Here is a 25986-nt window from a genome sequence, read left to right as displayed (position 1 = left end):
TGCGCGAAGGCGGGGTGCGCCCCTCCGGCTACCGCGAGGCCATGGCCGCGGCGGGCGAGCGGTGCGACGAACCGTCGGATCCGAGCGCCCCGAGGATGTCCTCCATCCGCTGCTTGGCATCGCCGAAGAGCATCTGGGTGTTGTCCCGGTAGAAGAGGGGATTGGGAACGCCCGCGTATCCGGTCGCCATCGAGCGCTTGAAGACGACGACGTTCTCCGCTTCCCACACCCGCAGCACCGGCATGCCGGCGATGGGGCTGCCCGGATCTTCGGCGGCGGCGGGGTTGACGGTGTCGTTGGCGCCGATGACGAGCACGACCGTGGTGTCGGAGAGCTCGTCATTGATCTCGTCCATTTCCAGGACGATGTCGTACGGCACCTTGGCCTCCGCCAGCAGCACGTTCATGTGCCCCGGCAGGCGTCCGGCCACGGGGTGGATGCCGAACCGGACGTCCACCCCGCGCTCGCGCAGCTTGCGGGTCAGCTCGGCGACCGGGTACTGGGCCTGCGCGACCGCCATTCCGTAGCCCGGAGCGATCACGACGGACGAGGCGTTCAGGAGCAGCTCGGCGGTGGCTTCGGCGGTGATCTCGTGGTGCTCGCCGAGGTCGGTGTCGTCGCTCGCGGCGGCCTCGACACCGAAACCGCCCGCGATCACGGAGATGAACGAGCGGTTCATCGCCTGGCACATGATGTACGAAAGGTACGCGCCGGAGGATCCGACCAGCGCTCCGGTGACGATGAGCAGGTTGTTGTTCAGCAGGAAGCCGGACGCGGCCGCGGCCCAGCCGGAGTAGCTGTTGAGCATCGACACCACGACCGGCATGTCGCCGCCGCCGATCGAGGCGACCAGGTGTACTCCGAGGGCGAGCGCCACCGCGGTGACCGCGATGAGCAGACCGAGGCTCGGGTGGATGACGAAGAAGACCGTCAGCACGGCGAACGCGGCGAGGGCTCCCAGGTTGATCAGGTTCTTGCCGGGCAGTACCAGCGGGCTGGACTTGATGCGCGCCGACAGCTTCAGGTAGGCGACGATCGAGCCGCTGAAGGTGACGGCGCCGATGAATGTCCCGATGAACACTTCGGTGTGGTGGATGCCGAGCAGGTCCTGCGCCACCGCGGCGTGCCCGGGGCCCTGCGCCTCGACCTCGAAGTAGCCGTTCCAGCCGACGAGTACGGCGGCCAGACCGACGAAACTGTGCAGGAGGGCGATGAGTTCGGGCATGCCGGTCATCTCGACCACTCGGGCCCGCCAGAACCCGACACCCGCGCCGATCAGCATCGCGACGACGAGCAGGGTCAGCCCCGTCGCGGTGATGCTGCGCGAGGCCAGGCCGATGGTGGCGGCGAGGGCGATCACCATGCCGGAGGCGCCGAACACGAGTCCCGAACGGGAGCTTTCGTGCTTGGAGAGCCCGGCGAGGCTGAGGATGAACAGGAGTGCGGCGACGATGTAAGCGGCCTGCGCGGCCGTGGCGGCAGTCATGGGGGGATCAGCCTCTCGAGAACATGGCGAGCATGCGGCGGGTGACCGCGAATCCGCCGAAGATGTTGATGCTGGCCAGCAGGATCGCGACGGACGACAGCACGGTGATCGTGATGTCCGTGTGGGCGATCTGCAGGAGGGCGCCCACGACGACGATCCCGGAGATGGCGTTCGTCACCGACATGAGTGGTGTGTGCAGGGCGTGGTGCACCTTGCCGATGACGTAGTAGCCGATGACGATCGCGAGCACGAATACGGTGAAGTTCCCGATCAGCTGGGACGGGGAGAACGCGGTCAGCAGGAAGAGCGCCGCCATCCCGGTACCGGCGAGCAGGTACTTGGCCGCCGGGGACATCGGCCCCTTCTCGGGTACGACCGGCTTCGCGGCCACCGGCGCCTGCGCCACCGGAGCGGCGGACACCTGTACCGGTGGCGGCGGCCAGGTCGTCTCGCCGTCACGCACCACGGTCATGGACCGCTGCACCACGTCCTCGAAATCGATCACGTGCCGGCCGTCCTTGGCCGGCGTGAGCAGCTTCATCAGGTTGACGAGGTTCGTGCCGTACAGCTGGGACGCCTGGGCCGGCAGCCGGGCGGGCAGGTCGGTGTAGCCGATGATCGTGACGCCGTTGTCGGTGACGACCACCTCTCCCGCGACCGTGCCGGCGACGTTCCCGCCCTGCGACGCGGCCATGTCGACGATCACGCTGCCGGGCCGCATGCTCGCGACGTCCTGGGCGGTGAGCAGCTTCGGCGCCGGACGTCCGGGGATCAGGGCGGTGGTGATGACGATGTCGACGTCGGCGGCCTGCTCACTGTAGATTTCCGCGGCCCGGCGGTCGTATTCCTCGGAGGTCGCCTTGGCGTACCCGTCGGTGCCGGCCTTGTGCTCCACCTCGACACCGAGGAACTCGCCGCCGAGCGATCGGACCTGCTCCGCCACCTCGGGTCGCGGATCGGTGGCCCGAACGATCGCGCCCAGGCTGTTGGCGGCGCCGATGGCGGCGAGCCCTGCCACGCCGGCGCCCGCGACGAGGACCTTGGCGGGCGGAACCTTTCCGGCCGCGGTCACCTGACCGGTGAAGAACCGGCCGAACGCGTGTGCCGCCTCGACGACCGCGCGGTAGCCGGCGATGTTGGCCATGGAGCTGAGCACGTCCAAGGACTGGGCTCGCGAGATGCGCGGGACCGCGTCCATGGCGAGCACCGTGATGGGACGCCGCGAGAGCTCCTCGACCAGGCCGGGATTGAGCGCCGGGCCGATCAGGCTGACCAGCGTCGCGCCGTCAGGCAGGCGCCCGATCTCTTCGCCGGACGGTGCGTTGACCTTCAGTACGATGTCGGCGCTCCAGGCGTCACCGACCTTCGCGCTCTGCGCGACGTACGCGTCGTCGGAGAAACCGGAGGCCGTGCCCGCTCCCGACTCGACGATGACCTCGTAGCCCAGCGCGACCAACTGGCGCACGGTCGACGGCGTGGCCGCCACGCGCGTTTCTCCCGGGCTTGTCTCGGCTGCGACACCGATCCGCTGCGGTACGGGATGACCCATGGTTTACCTCCCTTGTGATGAATGTGAACAACGTGAATGTGGAACGGAGCCGACAGCGGCTGCAGTCCTAAGTCGCGGCCGATCAGTTCCCTCCTGACCGCGTGCGAGCCCGTCCAGATCTTGGTCACGCGAGCCCCCATCCAGGCAGAGGAGGGCCGGTACTCCGTCAGCTGTCCGCGCCGGCCGGGGATCCGGACGCGGGCATTGGTCACCTCGGCCTGCGCGTTCGCGGTGCGGCGACACATCTCGCTCGCATTCCTAGGGGTCTTAGGTTTAACCTAGGGTTCCTAGGAATGGGGAGGGTGCATGGCGCGGGCAGGACTGACGGCGGAGCGCGTGACCGCCGCGGGCGCCGAGCTGGCGGACGAGGTCGGGCTCGACCGGGTGACCATGTCGCAAGTGGCGCGGCGGCTGGGCGTGAAGGACGCGAGCCTCTACGCGCACGTCCGTGGCCTCGAGGACCTGCGCGGCCGGATCGCGCTGCTGGCGGCGGACGAGAAGACCATCCGCATCGCGGAGGCGACCTCGGGGCTGGCGGGCAAGGACGCGCTGGTGGCGTACGCCAACGCCTGGCGGGAGTACGCCCTGACCTGTCCGGGTCGCTACACGGCGACGCAGGCACCGATCCGGATCGACCCGGAACTGGCCGCGAAGGCGCCCGGACCACGGCGCGCTATCGAGCTGACCTACGGCATGCTGCGCGGCTACGGACTGGCCGAACCGGACCTGACCGATGCGGTCCGGTTGCTGCGGAGCACGTTCCACGGCTTCGTCGCCCTGGAGGCCGCGGGCGGGTTCGCGCACGAGCGGTCACCGCAGCGGTCCTGGATCCGCGCACTCGACGCCCTCCACACCCTCCTGGAGCACTGGCCCCCGTCCCGAGAAGGAGACTCCGCATGACGACCGCCCCGACCATCGGCAACCTGCGCGTGAACGGCGCGACCCTGCACTACGAAGTGCGCGGCCGGGGCCCGCTCCTGCTGCTGATCCCGGGAGGGACGGGCGGTGCGGCCTCCTTCGACGGCATCGCCGACGACCTGGCCGCCGCCTGCACCGTCGCGACGTACGACCCGCGCGGCATGTCCCGAAGCGCGCTGGACGACCCCGGGGCCGAGCAGCACGTGGCGGAACACGCCGACGACGCCTTCCGGTTGCTGGAACTGCTCTCGCCCGGCGAGCCCGCGCGCGTCTTCGGCTCCAGCTCGGGCGCGATCGCCGCCCTGCACCTGCTCACCGCCCGCCCCGAACGCGTCGAACTCCTGGTGGCGCACGAGCCGCCGGTGGTGGAGGTCCTTCCGGACGCCCCCGAACATCGCATGCTCATCGAGCGCGTGCAGGCGACGCTCCGCACCGAGGGGCTCATGCCGGCGATGGCCGTGTTCGCCGCGGGTCTGAAGAAGGGCGGCGACGCCACGGAGCCGAGAGCCGAGATCAAGCTTCCGCCGCAGGCCGCGGCGCGGGTCGAGCGGACGATGGCCAACCTGCCCTACTTCGTGGAGCGCATCGTGCCGAGCTTCATGTCCTACGCCCCTGACGTCCAGCGGCTGGCGGCGCTGTCCGACCGGCTCGTGCTCGCCTGCGGTCAGGACTCGCGGGGCGAGCTGCCCTACCGTCCGGCCGCCCTCCTGGCCGATCAACTCGGCAAGGAACTCCTGCACTTCCCCGGCGGGCACACCGGCCTGACCACGCACCCCACCGAGTTCGGCGAGCTCCTGCGCAAGGTCTTTCGCGTCTAGGGGGTGTCTTGCCGATCAGGGCGTCCCACCCGTCTCCAGGGCGGCGCACGCCATGGCTTCCTCGATCAGGCCGCGCAGTTCCTGGTCGCGGAGGACCATCGGGTAGCCCCCCTCCGCGGACAGGCGGCGATCCGAGTGCCGCACCGCCAGCAGCGCTTCCCGGATCGCCGGGCTGATCTCGCCCATCCGGATCAGGGCCCGCAGGGCGTCGCCGAAGAGCCCGAAGCCGTCACCGCCGTCGGCGATCGGCAGGACGAACTCCTCCAGGACCCGCAGGGTCGGTTCGGCGCGGCCCGTGATCTCCCAGAGCGTGATCGCCGCCGTGAGCCGCGGCCAATGCGTCGAGTGCTCCATCGCGAGCCGCACCCGCTGCGCGTAGGGCGCCGCGTCCCGGCCGAACTCGCACAGGCCGCCGATCGGCCCGAGCTCGGGTTCCTCCGCACGCATGACCGCCTCGCCGACGAGGCGCGGGGCTTCGGCGCGGTCCGCGCCGAGACGGGCGGCGGTGCGGGCCACGAACCGGTGATTGCCCGGGTGGTCCAGCACCTGGCTGGTGAGCACCGCGGGTACGGCCGGTGCGGCGGCCGGTCCGATCGCCAGCAGCACCCTCATCACGTCGATCGAAGTCCAGGTGTCCGCCAGCAGCGGGATGAGATCGGGCAGGGCGGGCAGCGCGTCCTCGCCCCAGGCTTCCAGTACCGGGAGGAGGCTGCGGGTCGCACCGCCTCGGGCACCGCAGTGCCGGATCGTCTCCCGGATCGCGGGCAGCAGGGTGTCCGCGTGTGCGCGCAGCGGGATCAGCACGTCTTTGGTGTCCGGGCGCCGCGGATCACCGATGACGTAGCCGCGGCCCTGCTCCTCCTCCTGTGCGCGGAGCTGCTCGACCAGTCCCGGAAGGGCGCGGGGGTCACCGATCCGGGTCAGTGCCCACCGGGCGATTTCCCGGACCGATCCGTCGAGGTACGGGTCGGTCGCGTCGTCGTCGAGCAGCTCGGCCAGCCGGTCCGCGTACGGCGCGGCCGCCGGGCCCAGCACCGCGAGGATGTTCGCGGCCCGCAGCCGCACGGCGCCGTCGGGATCGGCCAGCAGCATGCCCGCGAGCGGCAGCAGGGAGGACTCCACGGAGCGCCGCTCGGTGAGGAGCCGCCACGCCAGGTCCAGCGCCTCCCGGCACAGTGCGCCGTCCCCGGAGCGCCGCGCGCTCTCGACCAGTCTTACGGCGAAGGAGAGTTCCGCCTCGGGATCGTGCCCGAGCAGCCGTGCCGTCGACCGGACCAGGTCCTCTCGGGTCCAGGGAGCCTCGATGTCCGGGGTGTACCAGACGCTTTCGAAGCGGGGTCGCAGGGCGAGGTCCGAGAACACCTCGATCAGCCGGTCCAGTTGCCGGACCGGCAGCTCCCGGTCGAGCTCCGCCGAGGCGTGGACGGCGGCGACCCGCAGCACCGGGTCATCGCTGTCCAGTACGCCGGCCAGGACCGCTCGCGCCTCGCGGGCGGGCTCCCCGGCTTCTGCGGGAGCGGCCTCTCGTGAAGCGGCCTCGCCGAGGGCGAGCAGCAGCGGCAGCCGCACGGTGGGGTCCGTCTCGACCCGCCACCGCTCCAGCAGCCGTGCGACCCCGGCCGGCAGCGCCGTCGCCGCCCGTCGCACCGTCGGCTCCGGATCCGCGAGCAGAGCCCACGCCCCTGACCAGTCCTCGCCCGCCAGGGCCGGCGCGTGCAGGGCCGCCAGCAGATCGACGAGGTCGACCCGCACGCCCATGGCCGGGTCGGCGGCGAGCGCGATGACGAACGGCAGGGCGACCGCCGCCGCGGACGGCGTTTCGCACCCGTCCCGCGTGACGAGGGAGTAGAGCGGGTAGCAGTCCTCCTCCACCGCCTCCGTCCCCGCCGAGGAGAGCCGGCGAAGCGCCCGCGCCACGTCCTCGACCGGATCCGTCCCGGACCGCGTCTCAAGCCCGTCCCACACCACGGCATCCAGCGCCTTCGACAACGCTCCCGTCACCACTGCCCCGTTCACCACCAGGTCGTCTTCGCCACCCACCGCCCGCCATCGTCCGGCAACTCCGTCGCCCTGTCGCCTCAATTGCGTGGGAGGACGGCAGGGCGGGTGCGCCAGGCCGGTAGTCCGTGATGTTTGGGTGAGGACGTGGGCATTGGCCGGATTTGAGCGTCCGGCTTTGGGTTTGTGGATCACCGGCCGTTAGCCTCCCGCTAGTTGCTCAAGTCAACCAATGGGGATCGGTATGGACGACACCACCGCACGCTTCCGCAGCCACGTGGAAGACATTCTCGACGCGCTGGGAAACGAACCCGGCCGTGAGGCCCTCGTGCACGGGGGCCGGCGCGTGAGCGCGGGTGAATTGCGCGATCTCGTCCACGGCATGGCCCGGGCGCTGCGCTCCCTGGGGGTGCGGCGCGGCCAGACGGTCACCCTCCTGGCCGGCAACCTTCCCGAGACGATCGCCGCCCGCTACGCCGCCGGACTGCTCGGCTGCGCCGTGAACCACCTCTACGCAGGCCTTTCCGCCGACGTGCACGCCGACATCCTCCGGGACGTCGAGACCCGGGTCCTGATCGTCGACCCGGCCCACCGCGAGCGCGCCGCCGAACTGTCCCGGCGGGTGCCGTCGGCGCGGGTGCTGGTTCTCGGGGGAGGAGCCGGCGCGGGCCCGGATCTGGTGAGGCTCGCCGCCGAGGAGTCCGCCGAGGCGTTCACGGGTTCGGCGCTCGCGCAGGACATCTGCGTCATCCGTCACACCGGTGGGACCACCGGCCATCCCAAGGCCATCTGCACGACCTTCGAGCAATGGGTGCCGGTCGGATCGGGCTGGTCCGACGGCGGACCGGTCAGGGCCCTGGTGTGCACCACCCTCGCGCATGCGGCGGGCCTCATGGCGGACAGCGCGCTGCACCGAGGCGGCACCGTCGTCCTGCTGGACGGGTTCGAGGCGGGTGCCGTGCTCGACGCCGTCGAGCGCGAGCGCATCACCCACGTGTTCCTGCTGCCGCCGCTCCTCTACCAGTTGTTGGACCACCCCGAGGTCGACCGTACCGACACCTCCAGCCTGCGCTCGCTCACCTACGGAGGCTGCGCCTCCTCCCCGACCCGCCTCGCGGCGGCGGTCCGGCGCTTCGGCCCCGTGCTGAACCAGTTCTACGGCCAGAACGAAGCCGGCGGGATCAGCATGCTCCCGCCCGAGGACCACGATCCGCGGCGCCCGGAACTGCTGCGGACCGCCGGGAAGATCATCGAGGGCGTCGAGGTCGCCGTCCGTGACGCCGAAGGGCGGCAGCTGCCCGCGGGCGAGCGCGGGGAGATATGCGTGCGTTCCCGGCACGTGATGAAGGGGTACTGGAAGCAGCCCGAGCTCACCGCCGAGGTGCTGCGGGACGGTTGGCTGCACACCGGTGACATCGGTTTCGTCGACGCGGACGGCTACATCACGATCGTGGACCGGCTGAAGGACATGATCGTGGTGGTGGGAGGCCACGTGTACACGGTGGAACTGGAGGACGTCCTGAACTCCCATCCGCAGGTCCTGCAGAGCGCCGTGTTCGGGGTCCCCGACGCCAACCTCATGGAGCGGGTCCACGCGGTCGTCGTCCGCGCGCAGGGCGGCGACGTCGACGAGAAGGAGCTGCGCGCCATGGTTCGGGAGCGGAAGGGCTCCATGTACGAGCCCGTGCGCATCGACTTCGTCGACGCGCTGCCTCTGACCGACGCGGGCAAGCCGGACAAGAAGCTCCTCCGCGGCCGGGCGCTCGACGGTCCGGGAGAGTGACCGCCCGGCCGGCCTCATGATGATGGCCACGTTCCCGTCCCGGGGACGTGGCCATCACCCGTATCCCGTTCCGGGGGAGGCCGGCGGAGGCGCTCAGGCAAGGGCGGTGACCAGCAGGGCGAAGGCGGCGACGATGACGGCGACGCGGACGTAGTGGAAGCGGTCCCAGCGGTTCATCTGCTGCTTCCAGTCGGCCGGCAGCCCCTCGGCGGTCCAGGTCTTGACCCGGTTGTTGATCGGGACGAGCAGCAGGATCGACATCACCACGCTGAGGATCAGCAGCCCGGCGGCGGTGACGACGAGGGCGGCGCCGTCGGCGTTCCGGCCGGCGACGGCCCAGAACGCGGCGAGGGCGAGCGAGCCGATGTACCAGAACGGCATCACGGCCCCGAGCCGCCGGGCCCCGTGGGGCTGGGACGCGGTCACCACCCGCCGGCTCGCCGAGCGCATCGAGTACAGCCAGCCCGTCCTCTACAGCCACTTCCGCGGCAAACGCGAGATCATCGGCGCCGGCGCCCTCGAGGGCGCCGCCGAGATGGCCGCGGCGCTGAGAGCCGCGGCCTCCGCCGCGGACGGCCCGCGCGCCCGGGTCGCCACCCTGGCCCGCACCTACCTGGACTGCGCCGAACGCAATCCGGCGGTCTACGACGCCATGTTCCAGCTCGACGGCGGCCTGGCGTTCGCGCAGGAGGACACCCCGGAGCCCCTCAAGGACGCCATCGCCGCCCTGCTGGAGAACCTCGGCGAGGCCGCCGGGGACGACGTCCACCCGGCGCTGTTCACCGCGCTGTTCCGGGCCTCCCTGCACGGGCTGGCGACCCTGACCCGTTCGGGACGGCTGCCGCAGGCGGACGCCGACCGGAGGGTGGAGCTGCTGGTGGACCGGCTCGCCGTGATCTGAACCCGGACGCCGGTCGGACCCACGACCGACACCCGTGACATCCCGCACGGGATCGTCAGCCCGGACGGCCGGTGCGCCGGGACCATCCGGGTCCCGGGACGGCGCAGACCACGAGGTCGATGAGCTTGGTGGGGTTGGAGTCGAGATCCACCATGTTCCCGGCCTCGTTGGCCGCCGAGGTGCCCGTGTTCATCGCCACGCCGACGTCCGCCTGTGCCGGCGCGGGCGCGTCGTTCGTGCCGACGCCCGTCGCCCGACGCCCGTCATCGCGACGAGCTTTCCGCCCTCCTGCTCCCGTTTGATCAAGGCGAGTTCGTCCTCGGGAGCGGTCTCGGCGAGGTACTCGTCGGCACCGGCCGCGGCCCCTGCGGATGGCGCAGCCGGTGCCGTTGTCCCAGCTCAGGTTGGTGCCGCTCATCCGGGTCCGGTCGCTGAAGTGGACGAAGCGCGGGTCGCTCCGCTCGTGTTCCGCGGGCGCCGTCAGGCCGTACCGCCCGGCGTGCTCGCCGTGGTCGACGCCGGGCAGCGAGACGAGGCGTTCGGCCTCGCGGTTGCCGGTGGTGATGGTGCCGGTCTTGTCGAGGAACAGGGTGTTCACTCGCCGGCCGTTTCCACGGCCCGGCCGCTCATCGCCAGGACGTTGCGCTGGACGAGGCGGTCCAAGCCGGCGATGGCGATGGCCGACGGCCGGCCCGCGCAGCCGTCGGCCGCTGTCCCTCGGTCCGACGCCCTCGCCCGGTGCGCGACCCCGACCACGGCCTGACCTCTCGCGGCTCACGGTCCGGCGCGTGTGCTGTGGCCGACCACAGCGTGGGGTTCCCGCCCCCCGCCCGAGCGGCAAACCGCAGCACCCCGGCGCAATCGGTGATCCGCCCCTACGCGCGTGCCGCGATTCCCTGGTGAGGGCCGGAACGCAAACTCCTCGGTGGCTTCCCGGTCACCCCGCCGCGGGCGAACGTCCTGGGCGTCAGCAGTGCGCGATCGAGCCCCACTTGTTCCGGCCGCAGCGCGCCCGGTGGCCGCCGCCCGTCAGCCGCCCACGTAGACGTCCTCCACGTACCGGCCGTCAGCCACCAGTCCCTGGAGCCACTCCGAGGCCGTCGACCCGTCCTTCCCGCTGTACCGGACGTACAGCCGCCGGAACGCTTCGCGGACGCCCGGGGCCATGCGGGAGCCGTCCCCGCAGACGTGGATGCGGGCGCCCGCCTCGGTCAGCCGCCAGACCTCCTCGCCCTCCGCCTCGATCCGGTGCTGTACGAAGCGGACCTCGCCTTCGGGCGCCAGCGAGAAGGCGGGGCGCATGGACACGGCGCCGTGGCGCTCGGCGTCCTCCAGCTCCGCCCGGTGGAGGTAGTCCACATCCGGGTGGTCGCAGCCGAAGTAGCACAGCGCGGGCGCCAGTTCGGCTCCCGACGCACGCAGCGCGCGACGGTCGGCGATCGCCCCCCGGAAGGGCGCGAGGCCGGTACCCGCGCCGATCATGATGACCGGGGTCCGCTCGTCGTGCGGCACGCGGAAGTCCTCCCGGCACGGCTGCACCCGGGCGAGGACCGTGTCGCCGGGACGCACCCGGTGCAGGTACGAGGAGCCCACCCCGCGGAACACGCCGTCCCGGCCGGAGCGGTGGGGCGCTTCCAGCAGCGAGATCATCAGGTCCGCGCGCTCCGGACCTGCCGACGGGGACGAGGAGATGGAGTAGTGGCGGAGCCGCATCGGCTCCAGCAGTTCCAGCAGTACGGGCCACGGCAGCCGGCCCCGCAGCGCGGGGTGCGCCTCGACGAGGTCCACGAGGGAACCCGGGCGGGCTCCGTCGGCTCCCGCCGCCTCCGCCGCGATCCGTTCCAGCGCGGCCTGCTCCGGCGGGCACGGGTTGTGCGCCGCGAGGACCGCCGCCTGCTCGGCCGACACCGGGGCCTGCAGCTCGACGTACCGGGCGAGCAGCTCGCCCACGGTGACGGGGCGGTCGAGCGGCAGGGTGGTCCGGCCGGGGCGGTGGGCCCGGATGTTCAGCACCGTGCCCGGGTCGGCGCCCAGGACCCGGGCCGCCCGCTCCACCTGGTCGGGGTCGTTGGCCGGGAGGACGGCGAGGTGGTCGGCGGTGCGGTAGCGGACCCCTTCGGGAAGCCTGACGCGCAGGAAGCGCTTCGACCTGCCCGCCGGGTGGCCCAGGTCGGCGAGGTCCCCGGTCTGCGTCACCGTCATCGGCCGGAGGTCGTGGCGACGGGCCAGCGCGTCGAGCGGCCCCTCCGTGATCTCGGCGACGTCGTACGCCGGGCCGGGTGATTCCGCCGTCCGGGAGGGGGCCACGGACGCCGGGTCCCCGTAGCGCTCCAGCAGCGAACGGCGCAGGGCGGCGGTGAAGCCGCGTACCGCTCCCGCGAGGTCCCCGGAGGCGTCGGCCTCGGCTCGGTCCATCAGCCGCTCCGCACCCGCCGAGGCGAGGCGGGCGTCGATGAACGCGGGTACCTGCTGGTAGGTGGCGGCCCAGTTGCGGTCCCCGACGCCCAGGACGGCGTAGCGCGCGCCTTCCGCGGCGCCGGGTCCCGCCTGCGTCAGCCAGGAGACGAACCCGGCCGCGTCGTCGGTGGGCCGTCCGTTGTACGAAGCCGCGACGACGACCAGCGGCCCGTCCGTCGGCAGCCCGCCGTCACGGTGGGCGTCGAGGGGCGCGACACGCGCCTCGAAGCCCAGTTCCGCTGCCGTTTCGGCCAGTTCTTCCGCGTACGTGCGGCAGGTGCCGAAGTTGGATCCGTGCAGCAGCGTCAGCTTCGTACCGGGAACGGCCCGGGTGGGGGTGGTGCCCGGCGTCGGCGCCTCGACGTCTTCCCCGCGGCCGGCCGGGAGGACCGCCCCGAGGGCCGCACGGTTGCGCGAGCGGTCGGCCGGGGTACGCCGGGCCAGGGACAGCGTGAACCCGTCGGGCTTGAGCGTGAGCGTCTCCTTGATGCGCAGCTCGTACCGCCCGTGGTCGAGGAAGCGGTAGCGGTGCACCAGCATGCCCAGCAGCATCGTTGCCTCGTGGAGGGCGAACTGCCTTCCGATGCAGGCGCGTTCCCCGGTCCCGAACGGCTTGTACGCGTGCGGGGAACGGGCCGCCTCCGCCTCGGCGGCGAACCGGTCCGGGTCGAACTCCTCGACGTTGTCGCCCCACACCGGGTCGCGGTGCAGCATCGGGGTCAGCACCAGCATCCGCTGCCCCGCCCTGACCGGGTATCGGCCGCCGATCACGGTGTCGGCGCGCGCCTCGCGTGCGAACGCCGCGGCGGTCGGCCACAGCCGCAGCGTCTCGCCCAGGACCTGCCGTACGTAGCGCAGCCTGCCGACGTCCTCGAAGGAGGGCTCGGGGTCGGGGTCCTCGCCCCACAGCGCGTCGGTCTCGGCCTGGGCCAGGTGCAGCACCGCCGGGTTCTTCATGAGGTGGTACAGCGCGAACGACAGCGCGCCCGAGGTCGTCTCGTGGCCCGCGATCAGGAACGTGATCACCTGGTTCCTGATGTTCGCCTCGTCGAGCACCTCGCCGGACCGGGGATGCGGGGAGCCCAGCATCAGGCCCAGCAGATCGTCCGTGGAGGTGTCCCCGGACGCCTTGCGCTGCTCGATCACCTCGTCGACGACCCGGGCCAGGTAGGCGGCGTCCTCGGCGAAAGCCCCGTCCTCCGCCGTGTGGTCGGAGCCGGGCACCCGGCCGAGTTTGGCCTGGCTGTGGGCGAGGGCCCGGACGAGTGCCTGGACGAAGGGGTGCGCCCGCTCCCGCTCGAAGGAGGCGAAGTCGTAGCCGAAGCCGGACAGGCCGATGGTGTCCAGGGTCATCCGGGTCATGTCCTCGGCGACCTCCACCGGGGCCGAAACGTCGGTGCCCGCGGTGAACCGGGCGTCCCAGGAGCCGATGAGCCGCTTGGCGACCCGCAGCATGTGCGGGTGGTAGGTGCGCATCGAGGTGAGGGCGAAGGCAGGGAGCAGGATGTCGTGCGCCTTCGCCCAGTTGGGCTCGTCGTTGTAGGCGGTGAACAGGCCGTCGGCGGCGACCTCGCGCACGTTCTCCAGCGCCGGGCCGATGCCCTTGACGAAGCGCTGCTCGTCGGAGAGTTCCTCGACCAGAGCCGCCGAGCTCACGAACACGGTCTCCCGGTCGTGGAAGCGCTGGACGAAGACCGGACCGAGCCGGCGCGCGTGCCCCATGGCCGTCTGCAGCGGGGTGCTCGTCATCCCCGAGTCGCTCACGTCGACGACCGGCGGGTGCGCGGCGGCGTCGTCGAGGGGTCCGGGTCCGGTGGTGTGCGATTCATTCATGGCGTCTGCCTCTTCTGGTCACGTCAGCCGTGGTGTGTCCACGGTGACGCGGCCGCCGGGGCGATGGCGTACGGCGACTACCTATTCTTGTAGGGGTGTTTTCCGTTCCGGGCCTTGATCGGAGGCCTTCGGCCGTGGCAGAGGGGGAGCCCGTGATGGAGCCGTCAGGGCAGGCGTTGGGCGAGGCGGCGACGGCCTGGCGGTCGCGTTTCGTCAGTCTGTTCGACCGGGCGCCCGTGGCGCTGGCGATCAGCGACGCGTACGGCCTGATCCTCGGCGCGAACCCCGCGTTCGCCTCCGCGTGGCAGCTCCAACCCGGAAAACTGGAAGGGCGCCGGCTCCTCGACATCCTCACTCCGACCAACGACCGGCAACTGCGCAGACTGGACGAAGCCCTGCGTTCGCGCCGCAGGTCCCGCTACCCGGTCGAAGTGACCTGGCAGGTCCGGGGTACGGCCCGCCACGGCCGGGTCACCGTCGAACCGGTCTCCGACCCGCAGGACGACGTCCCCCGCCTGCTGGTCTCGCTGACCGAGGAGCTGACCGGGGAACCGGGCGGAGGCCGGTCCGAGCTGCCTCCGGAGGACCCGGCCGACGGCCTGAGCCTCCAGGAGGCGCGCATCCTGCCGCTCGTCGCGGCGGGGGCGGCGGGATCGGCCATCGCCCGCGAGGTGGGTCTCACCGTCGACGGGGTCAACTACCACGTGACCCGCCTCTGCCGAAGGCTCGACGTACCCAACCGCCCCGCTCTGATCGCCCGCGCCTACGTCCTGGGGCTGCTGGACCCCGCGGCGTGGCCCCCGCGCGTGGCCGCGGCCGGTCCTGAGCGGGCCTGAGCCGGCCCGGGCCGGCATCCGCGCGCCCTGTCGCGCAGCTCAGGTGCCGGGCGCGCGGCCCTTGGGCTGGCGGGGTTCGGGCGAGTCGGGCGCGGGCGGGACGGGCAGGTCCGTCGGCGCGTCCATGGTGAGCGCGACCCGGGTGCCGTGATGCAGCACGGTGAGCGGCCCTCCGGACAGGAGCGCGTAGCGGGCCGTCGACCGGCCCAAGTCGATGCGGATCCGCCGCTCCTGGACACGGATGTTGAAGGCCAGCCGGGTCAGCGAGGACGGCAGGCGCGGCGCGAAGCGTACCGGTGCCTCCGCTCCCGCGGCCTGCGGGAACCCGGACGGCCGGTCCTGCGGGGCTGTCTCCGGGGCCGGACGGATGCGGCGCAGCCCGCCGAGGCCCTGGACCAGGGCGATCCAGGTGCCGGCGAGCGAGGCCATGTGGAGGCCGTCCCGCGTGTTGTGTTCGAGGTCGTCCAGGTCCATCAGCGCCGCCTCGCGGGTATAGGCCCAGGCGAGGCGCAGGTGGCCGGTCTCGGCGGCGAGCACGGCCTGGCAGCAGGCGGAGAGGGAGGAGTCCCTGACCGTCAGCTGCTCGTAGTAGGCGAAGTTGCGGGCCTTCTCCTCGGCGGTGAACTCGTCCGGGCACGTGAACATGGCCAGGACCAGGTCCGCCTGCTTGACGACCTGCTTGCGGTACAGGTCGAAGTACGGGAAGTGCAGCAGCAGCGGGTACTGGTCCTCGGAGGTGCCGTCGAAGTCCCAGGGCTCCTGGTCCGTGAAGCCGTCCGACTGCTCGTGCACCTGGAGCCGCTGGTTGTAGGGGATGGCCGTCCGCGCCGCGGTGTTGCGCCAGTCCGCGACCTCCTCGGCGCCGACGCCGAGGTCCGGGGCCCGGTCCGGATGGCGCGATACGGCGTCCGCCGCGGCGCGGAGGTTCCGCCGGGCCATGGCGTTGGTGTAGAGGTTGTCGCGTGCGATGGCGCTGTACTCGTCGGGACCGGTGACCCCGTCGATGTGGAAGGCGCCGTCGGCGTCGAAGTGGCCGAGCGAGCGCCAGAGCCGCGCGGTGTGCACCAGCAGGTCGAGTCCGGGACCGCGGTAGAACTCCCGGTCGCCGGTGGCGAACACGTACCGCTCTACGGCCGCGGCGATGTCGGCGTTGACGTGGAAGGCGACGGTTCCGGCGGGCCAGTAGGCCGAGCACTCGTCGCCGTTGATCGTGCGCCAGGGGAACGCCGCTCCGTCCAGACCGAGTTGACGGGCGCGCTCCAGTGCGCGGGGGAGCGTGGAATGCCGCCAGGCGAGCGCGGAGGCGACGGCGTACGGTGCGGTGTGCGTGAGGACGGGCAGGACGAAGGACTCGGTGTCCCAGAAGGCGTGGCCGTCGTAGCCGGTGCCCGTGAGGCCCTTGGCAGGGATGGGACGCCGCTCGCCGCGCGCGGAAGCCTGGTAGAGGTGGAAGAGGCCGAACCGGACCGCCTGCTGGACCTCTTCGTCGCCCTCCACCTCGACGTCGGCAGAGGACCAGAACTCGTCCAGGCAGGCCCGCTGTGCGTCGAGCAGCCCCTGCCATCCCGTGGTGCGGGCTCCTGCCAGCCCGCCTTCCACCTGGTCGCGTACGGCGGGCAGGGAGCGCTCCGCCGACCAGCCGTAGGCCACGAACTTGACGAGCTCGAGCCGCTGTCCGGGTTCGAGGGTGGCGGTCACGGTCAGCCGGGCGACGTCCGGTTCGCTCTCGGCGGCCCAGGCCGTACCGGCGGGGCCCCGCACGATGTGGTCGGCCGCCACCGCGACGCGCTGCCCGCTCGTGGCCGTACGGTGGACGAGGCGCAGCCGGGTGTCGTGCGCGTAGTGCTCCTCGGGGAGCAGCGGGGATTCGACGGCGGCGGCCATGCGCGGGTCGCCGGACGCGGTGGGCAGCTGCTCGTTGGCGACGAGCTCGGACTGCACGGCGATGGTGGCCGGGCCGTTGACGGTCTCGACGCTGTACGAGATCGCCGCGACGGCCCGCTGCGCGAGGGAGACCATGCGGTGCGAGGTCAGGCGTACGGTGCGCCCGGAGGGCGTGGTCCACTCCGCGGACCGGCTCAGGACACCGGTGCGGAAGTCCAGGACCCTTTCGTGCGCGAGGAGTTCGCCGTAGCGCAGGTCGAAGGGGTGGTCGTCGACGAGCAGCCGGATGACCTTGCCGTCGGTGACGTTGACGGTCGTCTGCCCCGACTCCGGATACCCGTACCCGGCCTCGGCGTAGGGGAGCGGCCGGCTCGCGTAGACGCTGTTGAGGTAGGAGCCCGGCAGGCCGTGGGGCTCCCCTTCGTCGAGGTTGCCGCGCCAGCCGAGATGACCGTTGGACTGGGCGAACACGGATTCGCTCTGCGCGAGGACGTCGAGGTCGAGGGCGGTCTCGCGCAGCTGCCAGGGCTCGGTCGCGAAGTTCTCGTGAGTGATCATCCGCGCTCCAGCAGCTCGGAGAGGTCGGTGACGACGACATCGGCGCCGTGGGCGCGCAGTTCGGCCGCCTGACCGGTGCGGTCGACGCCGACGACGAAGCCGAAGCCGCCCGCCTTGCCCGCGGCCACCCCGGCGAGTGCGTCCTCGAACACCGCGGCATCGCCCGGGTCGGTGCCGAAGAGGCGGGCGGCCGCCAGGTAGCTGTCGGGGGAGGGTTTGCCGCGCAGTCCCTGCTCGACGATGGTGATGCCGTCGACACGGTCCTCGAAGAGGTCCCCGATGCCGGCCGCGACCAGCACGTCGCGGCAGTTGGCGCTGGAGGAGACGACGGCGCGGTGCAGCCCCGCGTCGCGTGCGGCGCGCACGTAGGCCACGGAGCCCTCGTAGGACTCGACCCCCTGCTCGCGGATGGCGCGGAGCACCAGGTCGTTCTTGCGGGTGCCGAGGCCGTGGACCGTCTCCCGGCCGGGGCCGTCACTCCCCGTGCCCTCGGGCAGCGTGATGCCGCGGGAGGCGAGGAAGGTGCGTACGCCGTCCTCGCGGGGGCGGCCGTCCACGTACGCGTCGTAGTCGTGCACGGCGTCGAACGGCACGAAGGGCGAACCGTCGCGCCCGGCCCGCTGCCGCAGGTAGTCGTCGAACATCGCTTTCCAGGCGGCCGCGTGGACCTTCGCGGTCCGTGTGAGTACGCCGTCGAGGTCGAAGAGGCAGGCGCTGATGTGGTCGGGAAGTCCCAGCATGCGTCGACTCACCGCCCGGTGGGCCGGTGGCGTTCGGGCAGGTGCCACCGGTGGGGGGCGACGAGGGAGGCGATGGCCTCGGGTCCCCATGATCCGGGGTCGTACGGGACGACTGGTGGAGGCGCGTCCAGCAACGGCGCGGCGACTTCCCACAGGCGTTCGATGCCGTCGGACCGGGTGAAGAGGGACTGGTCTCCGAGCATGGCCTGCAGGATCAGGTGCTCGTACGCCTCCAGGGCGTAGTCGGTGGTGAAGGAGCTCTGGTAGCCGAAGACCATGTCGGCTTCCGCGAGCTGCATGGTGGGGCCGGGCTCCTTGGCGAGGAAGCGGGCGGTGATGGAGCCGGGGTCGGCGAAGTCGATGACGAGCTCGTTGGCGCGGCCGTCCGCCGCCTCCCGGGCGTCCAGGGGGAACATGCCCAGCACCGGCTCGCGCAGGCCGAGGGTGACGACGTGCCGGCCCTCGGCCAGCGCCTTGCCCGAGCGCAGGTGGAAGGGCACGCCGGCCCAGCGCCAGTTGTCGATGTCGACGCGCAGCGCGACGAAGGTCTCGGTGTCCGAGGCCGGATCGACCCCCGGCTCGGCGCGGTAGCCGCTGTACTGGCCGCGTACGACGTGGGCGGGGTCCAGGGGCCGCATGCTGCGGAAGACCTTGACCTGCTCGTCCCGGAGCGGTTGCGCTTCGAGGGCGACCGGCGGCTCCATCGCCACGAATCCGAGCAGCTGGAACAGGTGCGTGACGACCATGTCGCGGAAGGTTCCGGTGCCCTCGAAGAAGTGGGCGCGGCCCTGGATGTCGATCCGCTCGGGCACGTCGATCTGCACGTGGCTGATGTGCTCGCGGTTCCAGAGCGGTTCGAAGAGACCGTTGGCGAACCGCAGGGCGAGGATGTTGTCCACCGCCTCCTTGCCGAGGAAGTGGTCGATGCGGAACACCCGGGACTCGTCGAAGACGGCCTGGACGGCCGAGTTGAGCGCGCGGGCGGACGCGAGGTCCGTTCCGAAGGGCTTCTCGACGATGACGCGCGCGTCCTGGGCCAGCCCCGTGGCCCCGAGCAGCTCGATGACGGAAGTGAACGCCACGGGCGGGACGGCGAGGTGGAACAACCGGCGCGGAGTGCCGCCGACGGCCCGCTCGGCCTCACGCACCGCCGTCACCAGCGGCTCCGTCGCGCCCGTGTCGGCCGCGCCGAAGGACAGGGAGGCCTCGAACTCCTGCCACGCGGGGCCCTCGGGGCTCGAGCGGCCGAACTCGGCCACGGCCTCGCGCGCGTGGGCGCGGAACTGCTCGTCGCTCAGGGCCTCGGCCGCCGGGGCCGAACCGACGATGCGGTAGCGCTGGGGCAGGAGCCCCGCCTTGGCGAGGTGGAAGAGGCCCGGCAGGAGTTTGCGCCGGGCGAGGTCGCCCGTCGCGCCGAAGAGCACGACGACGTGGTCCGCGGGGCGCGGTCCGGGCTGGGCCTGGGGCTGGGGCCGGGAAGCGTCGGAATCCCTGTCCACGGCGGGCCCCCTCACGCGTCCGCGCCGGGGCGCTTCTCGGCGTGGCCGCCGAACTCGCTGCGCATCGCGGACAGCACCTTGGCGGTGAACTCGCCCAGGCCCCTGGACTCGTAGCGCTCGTAGAGGGAAGCGCTGATCACCGGGGCGGGCACGCTCTCCTCGATGGCCGCCAGCACGGTCCAGCGCCCTTCGCCGGAGTCGGACACGCGGCCCGAGAAGTCGTCGAGCCGAGGGGAGCGGGCCAGGGCGTCGGCGGTGAGGTCGACCAGCCACGAGCCGACGACGGACCCGCGGCGCCACACCTCGGCGACTTCGGCCACGTCGATCTCGTACTGGTAGGCCTCGGGATCTGACAGGGGAGCGGTCTCGGCGTCGGCGGTACGCGTGCGCAGGCCGGCGTCGGCGTGCCTGATGATGGCGAGGCCCTCGGCGATGGCGGCCATCATCCCGTACTCCACGCCGTTGTGGACCATCTTGACGAAGTGGCCGGCGCCGCTGGGCCCGCAGTGGAGGTAGCCGTGCGGGGCGGTGCCGTCGGTCCGGGTCCGGCTGGGGGTGGGCTCGGCGCTGCCGGTGCCGGGCGCGATGGTGCGCAAGAGGGGGCCGAGCCGTTCCACGGGGCCCCGCTCGCCGCCGATCATCAGGCAGTAGCCGCGTTCCAGGCCCCAGACGCCGCCCGAGGTGCCGCAGTCGACGTAGTGGATGCCGCGATCGGCGAGGGCCCGGGCCCGGGCGATGTCGTCCCGGTAGTAGGAGTTGCCGCCGTCGATGACCGTGTCGTCGGGGTCCAGGAGCCCGACCAGCCGGTCCAGGGTCTCCTGGACCACGCCCGCCGGCACCATCAGCCACACGGCGCGGGGGCGTTCCAGCCGCTGGACGAGCTCTTCCAGCGAGAAGGCCGGTGTCGCGCCCTCCTCCTCCAGCGCCCGTACGGCATCGGGGCTGACGTCGTTGACGACGCACCGGTGGCCGTCCTGCATGAGCCGGCGCACCAGGTTGGCACCCATCCGGCCGAGTCCGACCATGCCGAGCTGCATGGGTGCGTCCGATGTCATCGCCGTGCTCCCGTCTCTCCGTACCCGGCGTACCCGGCGTGGCCGCGAGCTCGCGAGCCCGCGCCGCGCAGTACGCGCCGTCCCGCGTGCACGGCACCGCCGCGCCGCCTCCCCCCTCCGCGCCCACTGTGCCCGCCCACCCCGGCCCCGGCACCCGGAACTCCGCCACTCGGCCCTGTCGGTGGTCTCGGGGCATCCGGAGGATCGCGAATCCATGCGCATGCCGGGAGGACGACAGGGCAGACGGCTGTCGGAGGTGGAAACGATGGTTCCCCTGTTGCTCGTCCTTCTGCTCGTCCTGGTCCTCTTCGGAGCGGGTTTCGCGGTCCAGGTCCTGTGGTGGGTCGCGATCGCGGTACTGGTGCTCTGGCTCATCGGCTTCGTGGCCCGCCCGGCAGGCGGTGGTGGCCGCTGGTACCGCTGGTAGCCACGGCGAAGGCGGAAGCCCGTTGGACGGTTGCCGGGCTCCACTGCGCGCAATCATCCGTTTTCATCTAGTTTGGGCCCAGTTGGGATCCCCACACCAAAGGAGTGCGTCATGGCTGACAAGGGAAAGATGGATCAGGCAAAGGGCAAGGCCAAGGAGGCGGTCGGCAAGGTCACCGGCAACGACCGGATGAAGGCCGAGGGAAAGACCGACCAGGCCAAGGGCAAGGCGAAGGAAGCCCTGAGCGAGACCGAGGAGCGCGCTCGCGGAGTCAGGGACTCCCTGAGCGACAAGCGCGACAGGACTTGACGCCACCCCCGTGAGCCCCCTCAGGGCTCACGGGCGGCCAGGACGCGGCCCCCGACGCCTCGGCGTCGCGGGGCCGCACTCCGTCCCCGGGCCCTTGGTTCGTCGCCCTCCCGGATCCCGCCTGACCCCGCCCCGCCCGGCATCGCGCCCGCCGCGTCGGCGAGGCTCGGGGGCGCACCCTCCGTGAGGCAGATGATGCGGGGCCCGGTTCCCTGTGTGAGCGTGGAGGCGCCGCCTCCAGGGGCGACCCCGATGCGCTCGGCCGCGGCCCGCGCGACGTCCCTGTTCCCGGGCTCCGCACCGAGCTGCACGGCAGGAGAGAGGTTCTCGATGGACAGCCATGACAAGGACAACCCGGTGGCCGAAGTGTTGGTGGCGGCCGGCGACTGCTCCGAGGAGGACGCGCGCGCCGTCCTCGGCCTGCTGGAGCGCTCCTTCCCCGCAGACGCCGGGGCGGGCGGCGCGGTGCAGGGTGGTCAGGCCGCGACCGTGTGGAGCGCGACCCTCGACGCGGCGAAGCCGACGGAACCGGCGGAGGACCGGGCGGCCCCCGTTCGGCTGAAGGACGCCGTCAAAGTCACCCTCCAAGGAAGTCCTCGTGCGGTGGAGCACGTGCGGGCCGCGCTCGCCGCGCTCTTCACCGTCGAGGACATGGGAGCCGTGTCGGGTGACCAGGAAACGGAGATCGAACTGCGCGTCCGCTCCCGCTCCTGACGATCGGGCGGAACAGCCGGTTCCCGGTTCACGTCGTCCAGGGCCCGTCCGGTCCGGCGACTGCGGGCACGTGCCGTGTACGGGCGGCGACACAGGGCAAACGGGGTGCATGACCGTACCCAAGACAACCGTTCTCGTCCTGGACGCAGCCGAGCCCGAGCTGCTGGCACGTTTCTACGCCGAACTGCTCGGTGGCACCACGGGACCTGCCCCGGGTGACGAGGAGCTCCTCCTCGTCACCGGCCGCACCGGCGTCGTACTCGGAGTCCGCCGCGATCCGGACCACGTTCCGCCGAGCTGGCCGCTCCCGGAGGGGTCCCAACAGGCCCACGTGCACATGCTCGTCGGGGCGCGACACCTCGATGAGGCCGAGCGCGAGGCCGTGGCCCTCGGCGCCCGCCCGGTGGCCGCGGAGGACGACGGCGGCGCGCCGGGCAGCCGCACCACCTGGCGCCGGTACGCCGACCCGGCCGGTCACGCCTTCGTGCTCGCCGCGGTCGGCGAAGACCTCGCCCCGGACGGCTCCACCGGACCCCTGGGATAGATCGGCGGGCACCACGCGGGTGCGGTGCGGGGTTCGTCGGCCGTGAACGCTCCGACCCGCCGGTGTGCACCGGCGGGTCGAAACGGTTGTCGATCGGTGGATCATGGCGCTGCTTCACGTCGCCGGGTGCGCGGACGGCCCGGTGCCCCGGGCGTCACCAATAGTGCCGTCGGCCTCCGACCGCGTGCCCCAGGGCACCGAGCACCCACAGGACCAGACCCACCAGGAGGAGAATCAGGCCGATCGTCCACAGGATGGATATCCCGAAGACGAAGCCGAGGATCAGCAGAATAACGCCGAGGACAATCATGAGAACCTCCCATGTCCGCCGAGGCGCGGACGCCCTGCGTCTACCACTCCTGAGCCGGTTCACGCCTCTCCGGCCGGGGCAAACGGACCGACTGATCTGCGGGCCCCCGTCACAGGTGCCCTGGTACGGCAGAAGGGCCCGGATCCTTTGAGGATCCGGGCCCTTCCGGATAGTAGCGGGGACAGGATTTGAACCTGCGACCTCTGGGTTATGAGCCCAGCGAGCTACCGAGCTGCTCCACCCCGCGTCGGTGAACCCCACCCTACGGCATCGCCCGGCCCGTGTTCGACGGAATTTCCCGGCGGTCCGCGTGCCGGGCGCGGCCGCAATCGTTCGGTGGCGATCCGGAAGCCCTGCGTAACCATCACCGCGTGCCACGCCTGCCCGGCGCCGCCCGTGGTCTCAGGATCCGGTCAGGCGTAGCGGCAGACGGTCACGCCGGCCGTGGCACCGCACCCCATCTTCGTGTAGTTCTTCTGGACCATGTTCCAGTAGTGGCCCCAGTTCCTGTAGCTGGGGTCATCCGTGTTCCAGTTCGGGCCGGCCGCGTCATAGGCGGCCTTCTCTCCGGCCCACTGCGATACGGCCTGGGACGGCCCGACGCTCGACATGTTCTCGGCGCCGTTGTTGAAGCTGTCGTCGTGCGCGAGCCCATCGGCGTGTGAAGCGGGGTTGTCGGCCCATGCCTGCGAGCCCGAGGCGAGAGCCGCGTCCCACGTGATGGGTGGCGCGCCTTCCGTCTGGCGTATCGCATTGGTGTCGCTCAGCAGGGCCGCCTGATCGGCCGGGCTGACCTCGGCGGGAACGTTGGCCGAGACGGCGGCGGACGCCGCCTGGCCCGCCCCCCACACCATTCCTCCGGCCATCAGCGTTGCCGCAATGGCCACGGCTCGACGGCGTGTACGAGAAAGTCTTGTCATGGCGACTCCCTGGTCGCACGGAAATTGCGGGGAGTGCCGGCGCGGTTCACGACGGTCAACGGTCATGAAAGGGGGCAACACGGCCGGCGGGCGCGATGGTGACTGAGCCATCGGCAACGCGGTGTTCTGATGAGGGCGGCCGGTGGCCGCCTCCCCTACGGCCAGCGTATGTCCGGGTGACGGAGGTGGCGACCGGGGCTGGGGGGACGGACACCGGGCGAAGGCGAACGAGATCGCACACGTGGCAGTGCGCGGAACTCAGTGCTCGCAGAGGGAGAATTCCCGTTCGTACAGCTGCTCGTTGTGTTCGTCGACGAAGAACTTGCGTTCCTGCATGAGCTGTTCGCGGTAGGTCTTGGCCTGTTCGAGCGTCATGGTCGAGGTGTCGGACCATGGTTGCTGCGGCGGTACATCGGAGGTCGAGACGATCTTCTCCGACGGGTCGACCAGGAAGAACGCGAGAATCTTGCGATGCCCCGGGCGGGTCGTGTCCGTGAGGCGGAACGGTCCGACTCGGTGCTGCAGGATGTTCGGGAACGCCAGGCAACGGCCCGCCGGGGTCGATGTCGAGCCCAGCACCTGGTTCAGCGCGTCCTCGTCCTCCAAGCCGTAGACCTCGCGCATGCCGTTGTCGTCGTTCTGCTCGTAGTCCGGGTCGTCGAGTGCAGCCCGGAAGCTCAGCCGGCTTTCGGTGATGTTCTCGCTGTCCCAGTAATAGATGCCGGTCGAGACGATCCGCTCGTTCATCATCCCCTCGACGTGCCAGGAACCGCCTGTGTACTCGGGGTTGTCCGGGGTGAGGTGAATGGTGGCGAGTTTCACGATGACCTGGAGGCGGCGGCCGCGCAGATCGACTCGGGCGGAAGCGTCGGGCAGCCCGGGCGGGGTGAAGGCCGGGGCGTCCGGGATGACCGGGCACCGGTTCTCCCACCAGTCGTCCTGGGCCTGTTCCCACGCACTGAGGGCCTCCGCGTAGGCCCCGTCATCGCCGTACGACGACTTGCTCGGATACTCCGGCTTCGAGTCGTACCAGCCGTAAGGATCGGCCTTGATGCGCAAGGGCCGCGGATGGCGCAGATCGGTGAGCACGTTCTCCAGCAGGGGGAGCATGCGCGCGAACACGTCCGGGAGGACGGAGGCGAGCTCGCCGTGTACGTCGGGGTGGACGTTGTTGACGTACGAACGGAAGGCGACATCGCCGTCGTCACTGACGTCCACGTCCGTCGGCAGCCACTGGAACTTCTCCGAGAACTCGTACTTCGAATAGCGGTCCGTCGGATTGTGCCAAGCCCGCTCGGGCGCGCCGCTCACCTCTCTCACCAAGCAGAACAGCGAGGGGTGGACCAGATCCAGTACCTGGCCGTCGGAGCCGGGATGCCAGTCCCGTTCCGCTTCGGGGACCTGTTCCAGAACCTGAACCGCCTGGCTCAGCCGGGACCTGAGCCCGTCGCCGACCAGCGTGTCCGACTGCCACACCCCGTCGACGCCGGACACCTCGATGCCGGTTCGTCCGTCCCGCAGCGCGGCGTAATGCGCGAGTTCGGCGAGCACGTACCGAACCTGTGCTTCGGTGAGGCCCTGGGCGACCGCTTCCCGTGTCCACCTGGCGACGACGTCGGCGTCGTTCATCTTGTCGAACCAGCCCGGCTTCGCCCGGATATGCGAGCTGCACTGCATCATCTGGAGTTCCCGCAGCGTTCGGGGAGTCGCGAAAGATATGGAACGGGATGCATGAAAGGGCAATGGGAAAGCAGACAGGCCGGACAATTCTCTTGGTCCTCCGAGTCGGTGTGCGGTGGCGGGAAGGATACTTCAGCGGTCTGACACCGCAGCCGTGGTCGTCCCCGGCGGCCGACGGCGACCTGAGGGGCTCTCGGCGCAGTCGGTGCGGGCCTGCGCTTCGAGCATGGTTGCCGACCTGCCGACCGGCTCCCGTTGCGGTTCGCGCTCACCTCGCGGCACGACGCCCGCACCACGGCGGCCGTGGGAGGCGCTGGCCCGCAGCCTGGCCGCCGGGGGAGCGGGCAACCACCTCCCGGCGGTGATGCCGGCCGGCGTGACCGGATCCACGGCGTCGTCCCCCTCGTCGGTCCACCCCATTCCGGCCCCCTTCCACCGGGGAACAGAGCGCGGGGGCGGGCGGTCCGCTTCATACACTCGCCCCGTGGAAGCGATGAGATGTACGTACTGCGGTGGCGTCGGCCTGGAGCCGGGTTTCGTCGAGGACGCCGGGGAGGGAGCGCGGGGGTACGCGCGCTGGATCGCCGGGCCGCTGGAACGCGGCCTGTTCGGCGGTGCCAAACGGCTGGGCAGGCCCCGGCGGCGCATCGAGGCGTACCGCTGCCCGCACTGCGGCCACCTGGAGCTCTTCGCGACCGAATCCGTCTGACCGGTCGAGCGCCGGGCCGCCGCGGTCGCGCCGTGGCCCCGTCGCGGCGCGGGCAGCC

The 25986-nt window shown here is 71.6% G+C and carries 21 protein-coding genes, 1 tRNA gene and 3 pseudogenes; 10 read left to right on the top strand and 15 right to left on the bottom strand.

Translation table 11 applies throughout. From position 1 onward, the window contains the following. Window positions 1-28 precede the first annotated feature (28 nt). From pntB to K7B10_RS41515, 3 genes and pseudogenes are all read right to left on the bottom strand, one after another. Complete coding sequence (pntB, locus tag K7B10_RS02280) at window positions 29-1486, bottom strand: Re/Si-specific NAD(P)(+) transhydrogenase subunit beta (protein WP_229334264.1); 1458 nt, start codon at window positions 1484-1486, stop codon at window positions 29-31. Between the two features lie 7 nt (window positions 1487-1493). Continuing rightward, window positions 1494-3035: a Re/Si-specific NAD(P)(+) transhydrogenase subunit alpha gene (locus K7B10_RS02275; protein WP_229334263.1), complete on the bottom strand. Its 1542-nt coding sequence runs from the start codon at window positions 3033-3035 to the stop codon at window positions 1494-1496. An 80-nt stretch (window positions 3036-3115) separates the two neighbouring features. Further along, window positions 3116-3280 (bottom strand): annotated as a pseudogene (locus tag K7B10_RS41515) (acyl-CoA dehydrogenase family protein); the annotation flags it as partial. A gap of 61 nt (window positions 3281-3341) precedes the next feature. Here K7B10_RS41515 and K7B10_RS02270 point away from each other — a divergent pair. Further along, entirely contained in the window at window positions 3342-3935 is a 594-nt protein-coding gene (locus tag K7B10_RS02270; RefSeq protein WP_229334262.1) for a TetR/AcrR family transcriptional regulator, read from the top strand. Next, the gene (locus K7B10_RS02265) at window positions 3932-4771 is read left to right on the top strand and encodes an alpha/beta fold hydrolase (RefSeq protein WP_229334261.1); all 840 of its coding nucleotides are present in this window, start codon (window positions 3932-3934) and stop codon (window positions 4769-4771) included. The genes K7B10_RS02270 and K7B10_RS02265 overlap by 4 nt, the downstream gene beginning before the upstream one ends. Before the next feature lie 15 nt (window positions 4772-4786). Here the strand turns inward: K7B10_RS02265 and K7B10_RS02260 are convergent, their stop codons facing one another. Next, a complete protein-coding gene (locus K7B10_RS02260; RefSeq protein ID WP_229334260.1) occupies window positions 4787-6811 on the bottom strand; it encodes a HEAT repeat domain-containing protein in 2025 nt (674 codons plus the stop codon). A gap of 202 nt (window positions 6812-7013) precedes the next feature. On the opposite strand from K7B10_RS02260, the gene K7B10_RS02255 reads away from it, so the two are divergent. Further along, window positions 7014-8552: an AMP-binding protein gene (locus tag K7B10_RS02255; RefSeq protein ID WP_229334259.1), complete on the top strand. Its 1539-nt coding sequence runs from the start codon at window positions 7014-7016 to the stop codon at window positions 8550-8552. A gap of 93 nt (window positions 8553-8645) precedes the next feature. Here K7B10_RS02255 and K7B10_RS02250 read toward each other — a convergent pair. Beyond that, a pseudogene (locus K7B10_RS02250) lies at window positions 8646-8960 on the bottom strand (anthrone oxygenase family protein); the annotation flags it as partial. On the opposite strand from K7B10_RS02250, the gene K7B10_RS02245 reads away from it, so the two are divergent. Then, entirely contained in the window at window positions 8917-9453 is a 537-nt protein-coding gene (locus K7B10_RS02245) for a TetR/AcrR family transcriptional regulator (RefSeq protein ID WP_229334258.1), read from the top strand. The pseudogene K7B10_RS02250 and the gene K7B10_RS02245 sit on opposite strands and share 44 nt — an antisense overlap. A gap of 109 nt (window positions 9454-9562) precedes the next feature. Here K7B10_RS02245 and K7B10_RS02240 read toward each other — a convergent pair. Both K7B10_RS02240 and K7B10_RS02235 read right to left on the bottom strand, forming a co-directional pair. Further along, window positions 9563-10137, bottom strand: a pseudogene (locus K7B10_RS02240) (hypothetical protein); the annotation flags it as partial. A gap of 345 nt (window positions 10138-10482) precedes the next feature. Beyond that, window positions 10483-13743, bottom strand: a complete 3261-nt coding sequence (locus K7B10_RS02235) for a bifunctional cytochrome P450/NADPH--P450 reductase (RefSeq protein ID WP_229334257.1) — start codon at window positions 13741-13743, stop codon at window positions 10483-10485. 155 nt (window positions 13744-13898) lie between these two features. Here K7B10_RS02235 and K7B10_RS02230 point away from each other — a divergent pair, with 155 nt between their 5' ends. Next, window positions 13899-14579, top strand: coding sequence for a PAS domain-containing protein (locus K7B10_RS02230; protein ID WP_229344709.1), 681 nt, complete (start codon window positions 13899-13901; stop codon window positions 14577-14579). A 39-nt stretch (window positions 14580-14618) separates the two neighbouring features. On the opposite strand, the gene K7B10_RS02225 is transcribed toward K7B10_RS02230, so the two are convergent. The 4 genes from K7B10_RS02225 to gnd are packed head-to-tail and all read right to left on the bottom strand — an operon-like array spanning window position 14619 to window position 20315. Then, complete coding sequence (locus tag K7B10_RS02225; RefSeq protein ID WP_229334256.1) at window positions 14619-17021, bottom strand: glycoside hydrolase family 65 protein; 2403 nt, start codon at window positions 17019-17021, stop codon at window positions 14619-14621. Further along, entirely contained in the window at window positions 17018-17761 is a 744-nt protein-coding gene (locus tag K7B10_RS02220) for a beta-phosphoglucomutase family hydrolase (RefSeq protein ID WP_229334255.1), read from the bottom strand. Before K7B10_RS02220 ends, K7B10_RS02225 begins: the two co-directional genes overlap by 4 nt. 8 nt (window positions 17762-17769) lie before the next feature. Continuing rightward, a complete protein-coding gene (gene zwf, locus K7B10_RS02215) occupies window positions 17770-19260 on the bottom strand; it encodes a glucose-6-phosphate dehydrogenase (protein ID WP_229334254.1) in 1491 nt (496 codons plus the stop codon). Window positions 19261-19271: 11 nt separating this feature from the next. Further along, a complete protein-coding gene (gene gnd, locus K7B10_RS02210) occupies window positions 19272-20315 on the bottom strand; it encodes a phosphogluconate dehydrogenase (NAD(+)-dependent, decarboxylating) (protein WP_372481352.1) in 1044 nt (347 codons plus the stop codon). Between the two features lie 220 nt (window positions 20316-20535). Between gnd and K7B10_RS02205 the strand changes: the two genes are divergently transcribed. From K7B10_RS02205 to K7B10_RS02190, 4 genes are all read left to right on the top strand, one after another. Beyond that, entirely contained in the window at window positions 20536-20742 is a 207-nt protein-coding gene (locus K7B10_RS02205) for a hydrophobic protein (protein WP_229344704.1), read from the top strand. Between the two features lie 111 nt (window positions 20743-20853). After that, complete coding sequence (locus K7B10_RS02200) at window positions 20854-21051, top strand: CsbD family protein (RefSeq protein ID WP_229334253.1); 198 nt, start codon at window positions 20854-20856, stop codon at window positions 21049-21051. A gap of 330 nt (window positions 21052-21381) precedes the next feature. Beyond that, on the top strand, window positions 21382-21765 hold the full coding sequence (locus K7B10_RS02195; RefSeq protein WP_229334252.1) for a hypothetical protein: 384 nt from the start codon (window positions 21382-21384) through the stop codon (window positions 21763-21765). A gap of 109 nt (window positions 21766-21874) precedes the next feature. Next, window positions 21875-22309 (top strand): VOC family protein, encoded by a 435-nt coding sequence (locus K7B10_RS02190; RefSeq protein WP_229334251.1) that lies wholly within the window; start codon window positions 21875-21877, stop codon window positions 22307-22309. A 154-nt stretch (window positions 22310-22463) separates the two neighbouring features. On the opposite strand, the gene K7B10_RS02185 is transcribed toward K7B10_RS02190, so the two are convergent. The 4 genes from K7B10_RS02185 to K7B10_RS02170 all read right to left on the bottom strand — a co-directional run bounded on the left by K7B10_RS02185 (window position 22464) and on the right by K7B10_RS02170 (window position 25306). Continuing rightward, window positions 22464-22619, bottom strand: a complete 156-nt coding sequence (locus tag K7B10_RS02185) for a DUF6131 family protein (RefSeq protein ID WP_229334250.1) — start codon at window positions 22617-22619, stop codon at window positions 22464-22466. A 173-nt stretch (window positions 22620-22792) separates the two neighbouring features. Next, a tRNA-Met gene (locus tag K7B10_RS02180) sits at window positions 22793-22866 on the bottom strand. A gap of 166 nt (window positions 22867-23032) precedes the next feature. Further along, window positions 23033-23506 carry a CAP domain-containing protein gene (locus K7B10_RS02175; RefSeq protein WP_229334249.1) on the bottom strand — a complete coding sequence of 158 codons (474 nt, stop codon included), beginning with the start codon at window positions 23504-23506 and terminating at the stop codon, window positions 23033-23035. 291 nt (window positions 23507-23797) lie between these two features. After that, entirely contained in the window at window positions 23798-25306 is a 1509-nt protein-coding gene (locus K7B10_RS02170; RefSeq protein WP_229334248.1) for a DUF4246 domain-containing protein, read from the bottom strand. 406 nt (window positions 25307-25712) lie between these two features. Between K7B10_RS02170 and K7B10_RS02165 the strand changes: the two genes are divergently transcribed. Continuing rightward, complete coding sequence (locus tag K7B10_RS02165; RefSeq protein WP_037883320.1) at window positions 25713-25928, top strand: hypothetical protein; 216 nt, start codon at window positions 25713-25715, stop codon at window positions 25926-25928. Window positions 25929-25986: the final 58 nt, after the last annotated feature.

The organism is Streptomyces flavotricini (assembly GCF_020639365.1).
In the GTDB taxonomy this organism is placed as follows: Bacteria; Actinomycetota; Actinomycetes; order Streptomycetales; family Streptomycetaceae; genus Streptomyces; species Streptomyces flavotricini.
This window is presented reverse-complemented; position numbering and strand designations above follow the sequence as displayed.

Coding starts and splice junctions, on each gene's coding strand:
- pntB (WP_229334264.1), bottom strand. CDS start 1,486: ATGACTGCCGCCACGGCCGCGCAGGCCGCTTACATCGTCGCCGCACTC.
- K7B10_RS02275 (WP_229334263.1), bottom strand. CDS start 3,035: ATGGGTCATCCCGTACCGCAGCGGATCGGTGTCGCAGCCGAGACAAGC.
- K7B10_RS02270 (WP_229334262.1), top strand. CDS start 3,342: ATGGCGCGGGCAGGACTGACGGCGGAGCGCGTGACCGCCGCGGGCGCC.
- K7B10_RS02265 (WP_229334261.1), top strand. CDS start 3,932: ATGACGACCGCCCCGACCATCGGCAACCTGCGCGTGAACGGCGCGACC.
- K7B10_RS02255 (WP_229334259.1), top strand. CDS start 7,014: ATGGACGACACCACCGCACGCTTCCGCAGCCACGTGGAAGACATTCTC.
- K7B10_RS02245 (WP_229334258.1), top strand. CDS start 8,917: ATGTACCAGAACGGCATCACGGCCCCGAGCCGCCGGGCCCCGTGGGGC.
- K7B10_RS02235 (WP_229334257.1), bottom strand. CDS start 13,743: ATGAATGAATCGCACACCACCGGACCCGGACCCCTCGACGACGCCGCC.
- K7B10_RS02230 (WP_229344709.1), top strand. CDS start 13,899: ATGGAGCCGTCAGGGCAGGCGTTGGGCGAGGCGGCGACGGCCTGGCGG.
- K7B10_RS02225 (WP_229334256.1), bottom strand. CDS start 17,021: ATGATCACTCACGAGAACTTCGCGACCGAGCCCTGGCAGCTGCGCGAG.
- K7B10_RS02220 (WP_229334255.1), bottom strand. CDS start 17,761: ATGCTGGGACTTCCCGACCACATCAGCGCCTGCCTCTTCGACCTCGAC.
- gnd (WP_372481352.1), bottom strand. CDS start 20,315: ATGACATCGGACGCACCCATGCAGCTCGGCATGGTCGGACTCGGCCGG.
- K7B10_RS02205 (WP_229344704.1), top strand. CDS start 20,536: ATGCCGGGAGGACGACAGGGCAGACGGCTGTCGGAGGTGGAAACGATG.
- K7B10_RS02200 (WP_229334253.1), top strand. CDS start 20,854: ATGGCTGACAAGGGAAAGATGGATCAGGCAAAGGGCAAGGCCAAGGAG.
- K7B10_RS02195 (WP_229334252.1), top strand. CDS start 21,382: ATGGACAGCCATGACAAGGACAACCCGGTGGCCGAAGTGTTGGTGGCG.
- K7B10_RS02190 (WP_229334251.1), top strand. CDS start 21,875: ATGACCGTACCCAAGACAACCGTTCTCGTCCTGGACGCAGCCGAGCCC.
- K7B10_RS02185 (WP_229334250.1), bottom strand. CDS start 22,619: ATGATTGTCCTCGGCGTTATTCTGCTGATCCTCGGCTTCGTCTTCGGG.
- K7B10_RS02165 (WP_037883320.1), top strand. CDS start 25,713: ATGAGATGTACGTACTGCGGTGGCGTCGGCCTGGAGCCGGGTTTCGTC.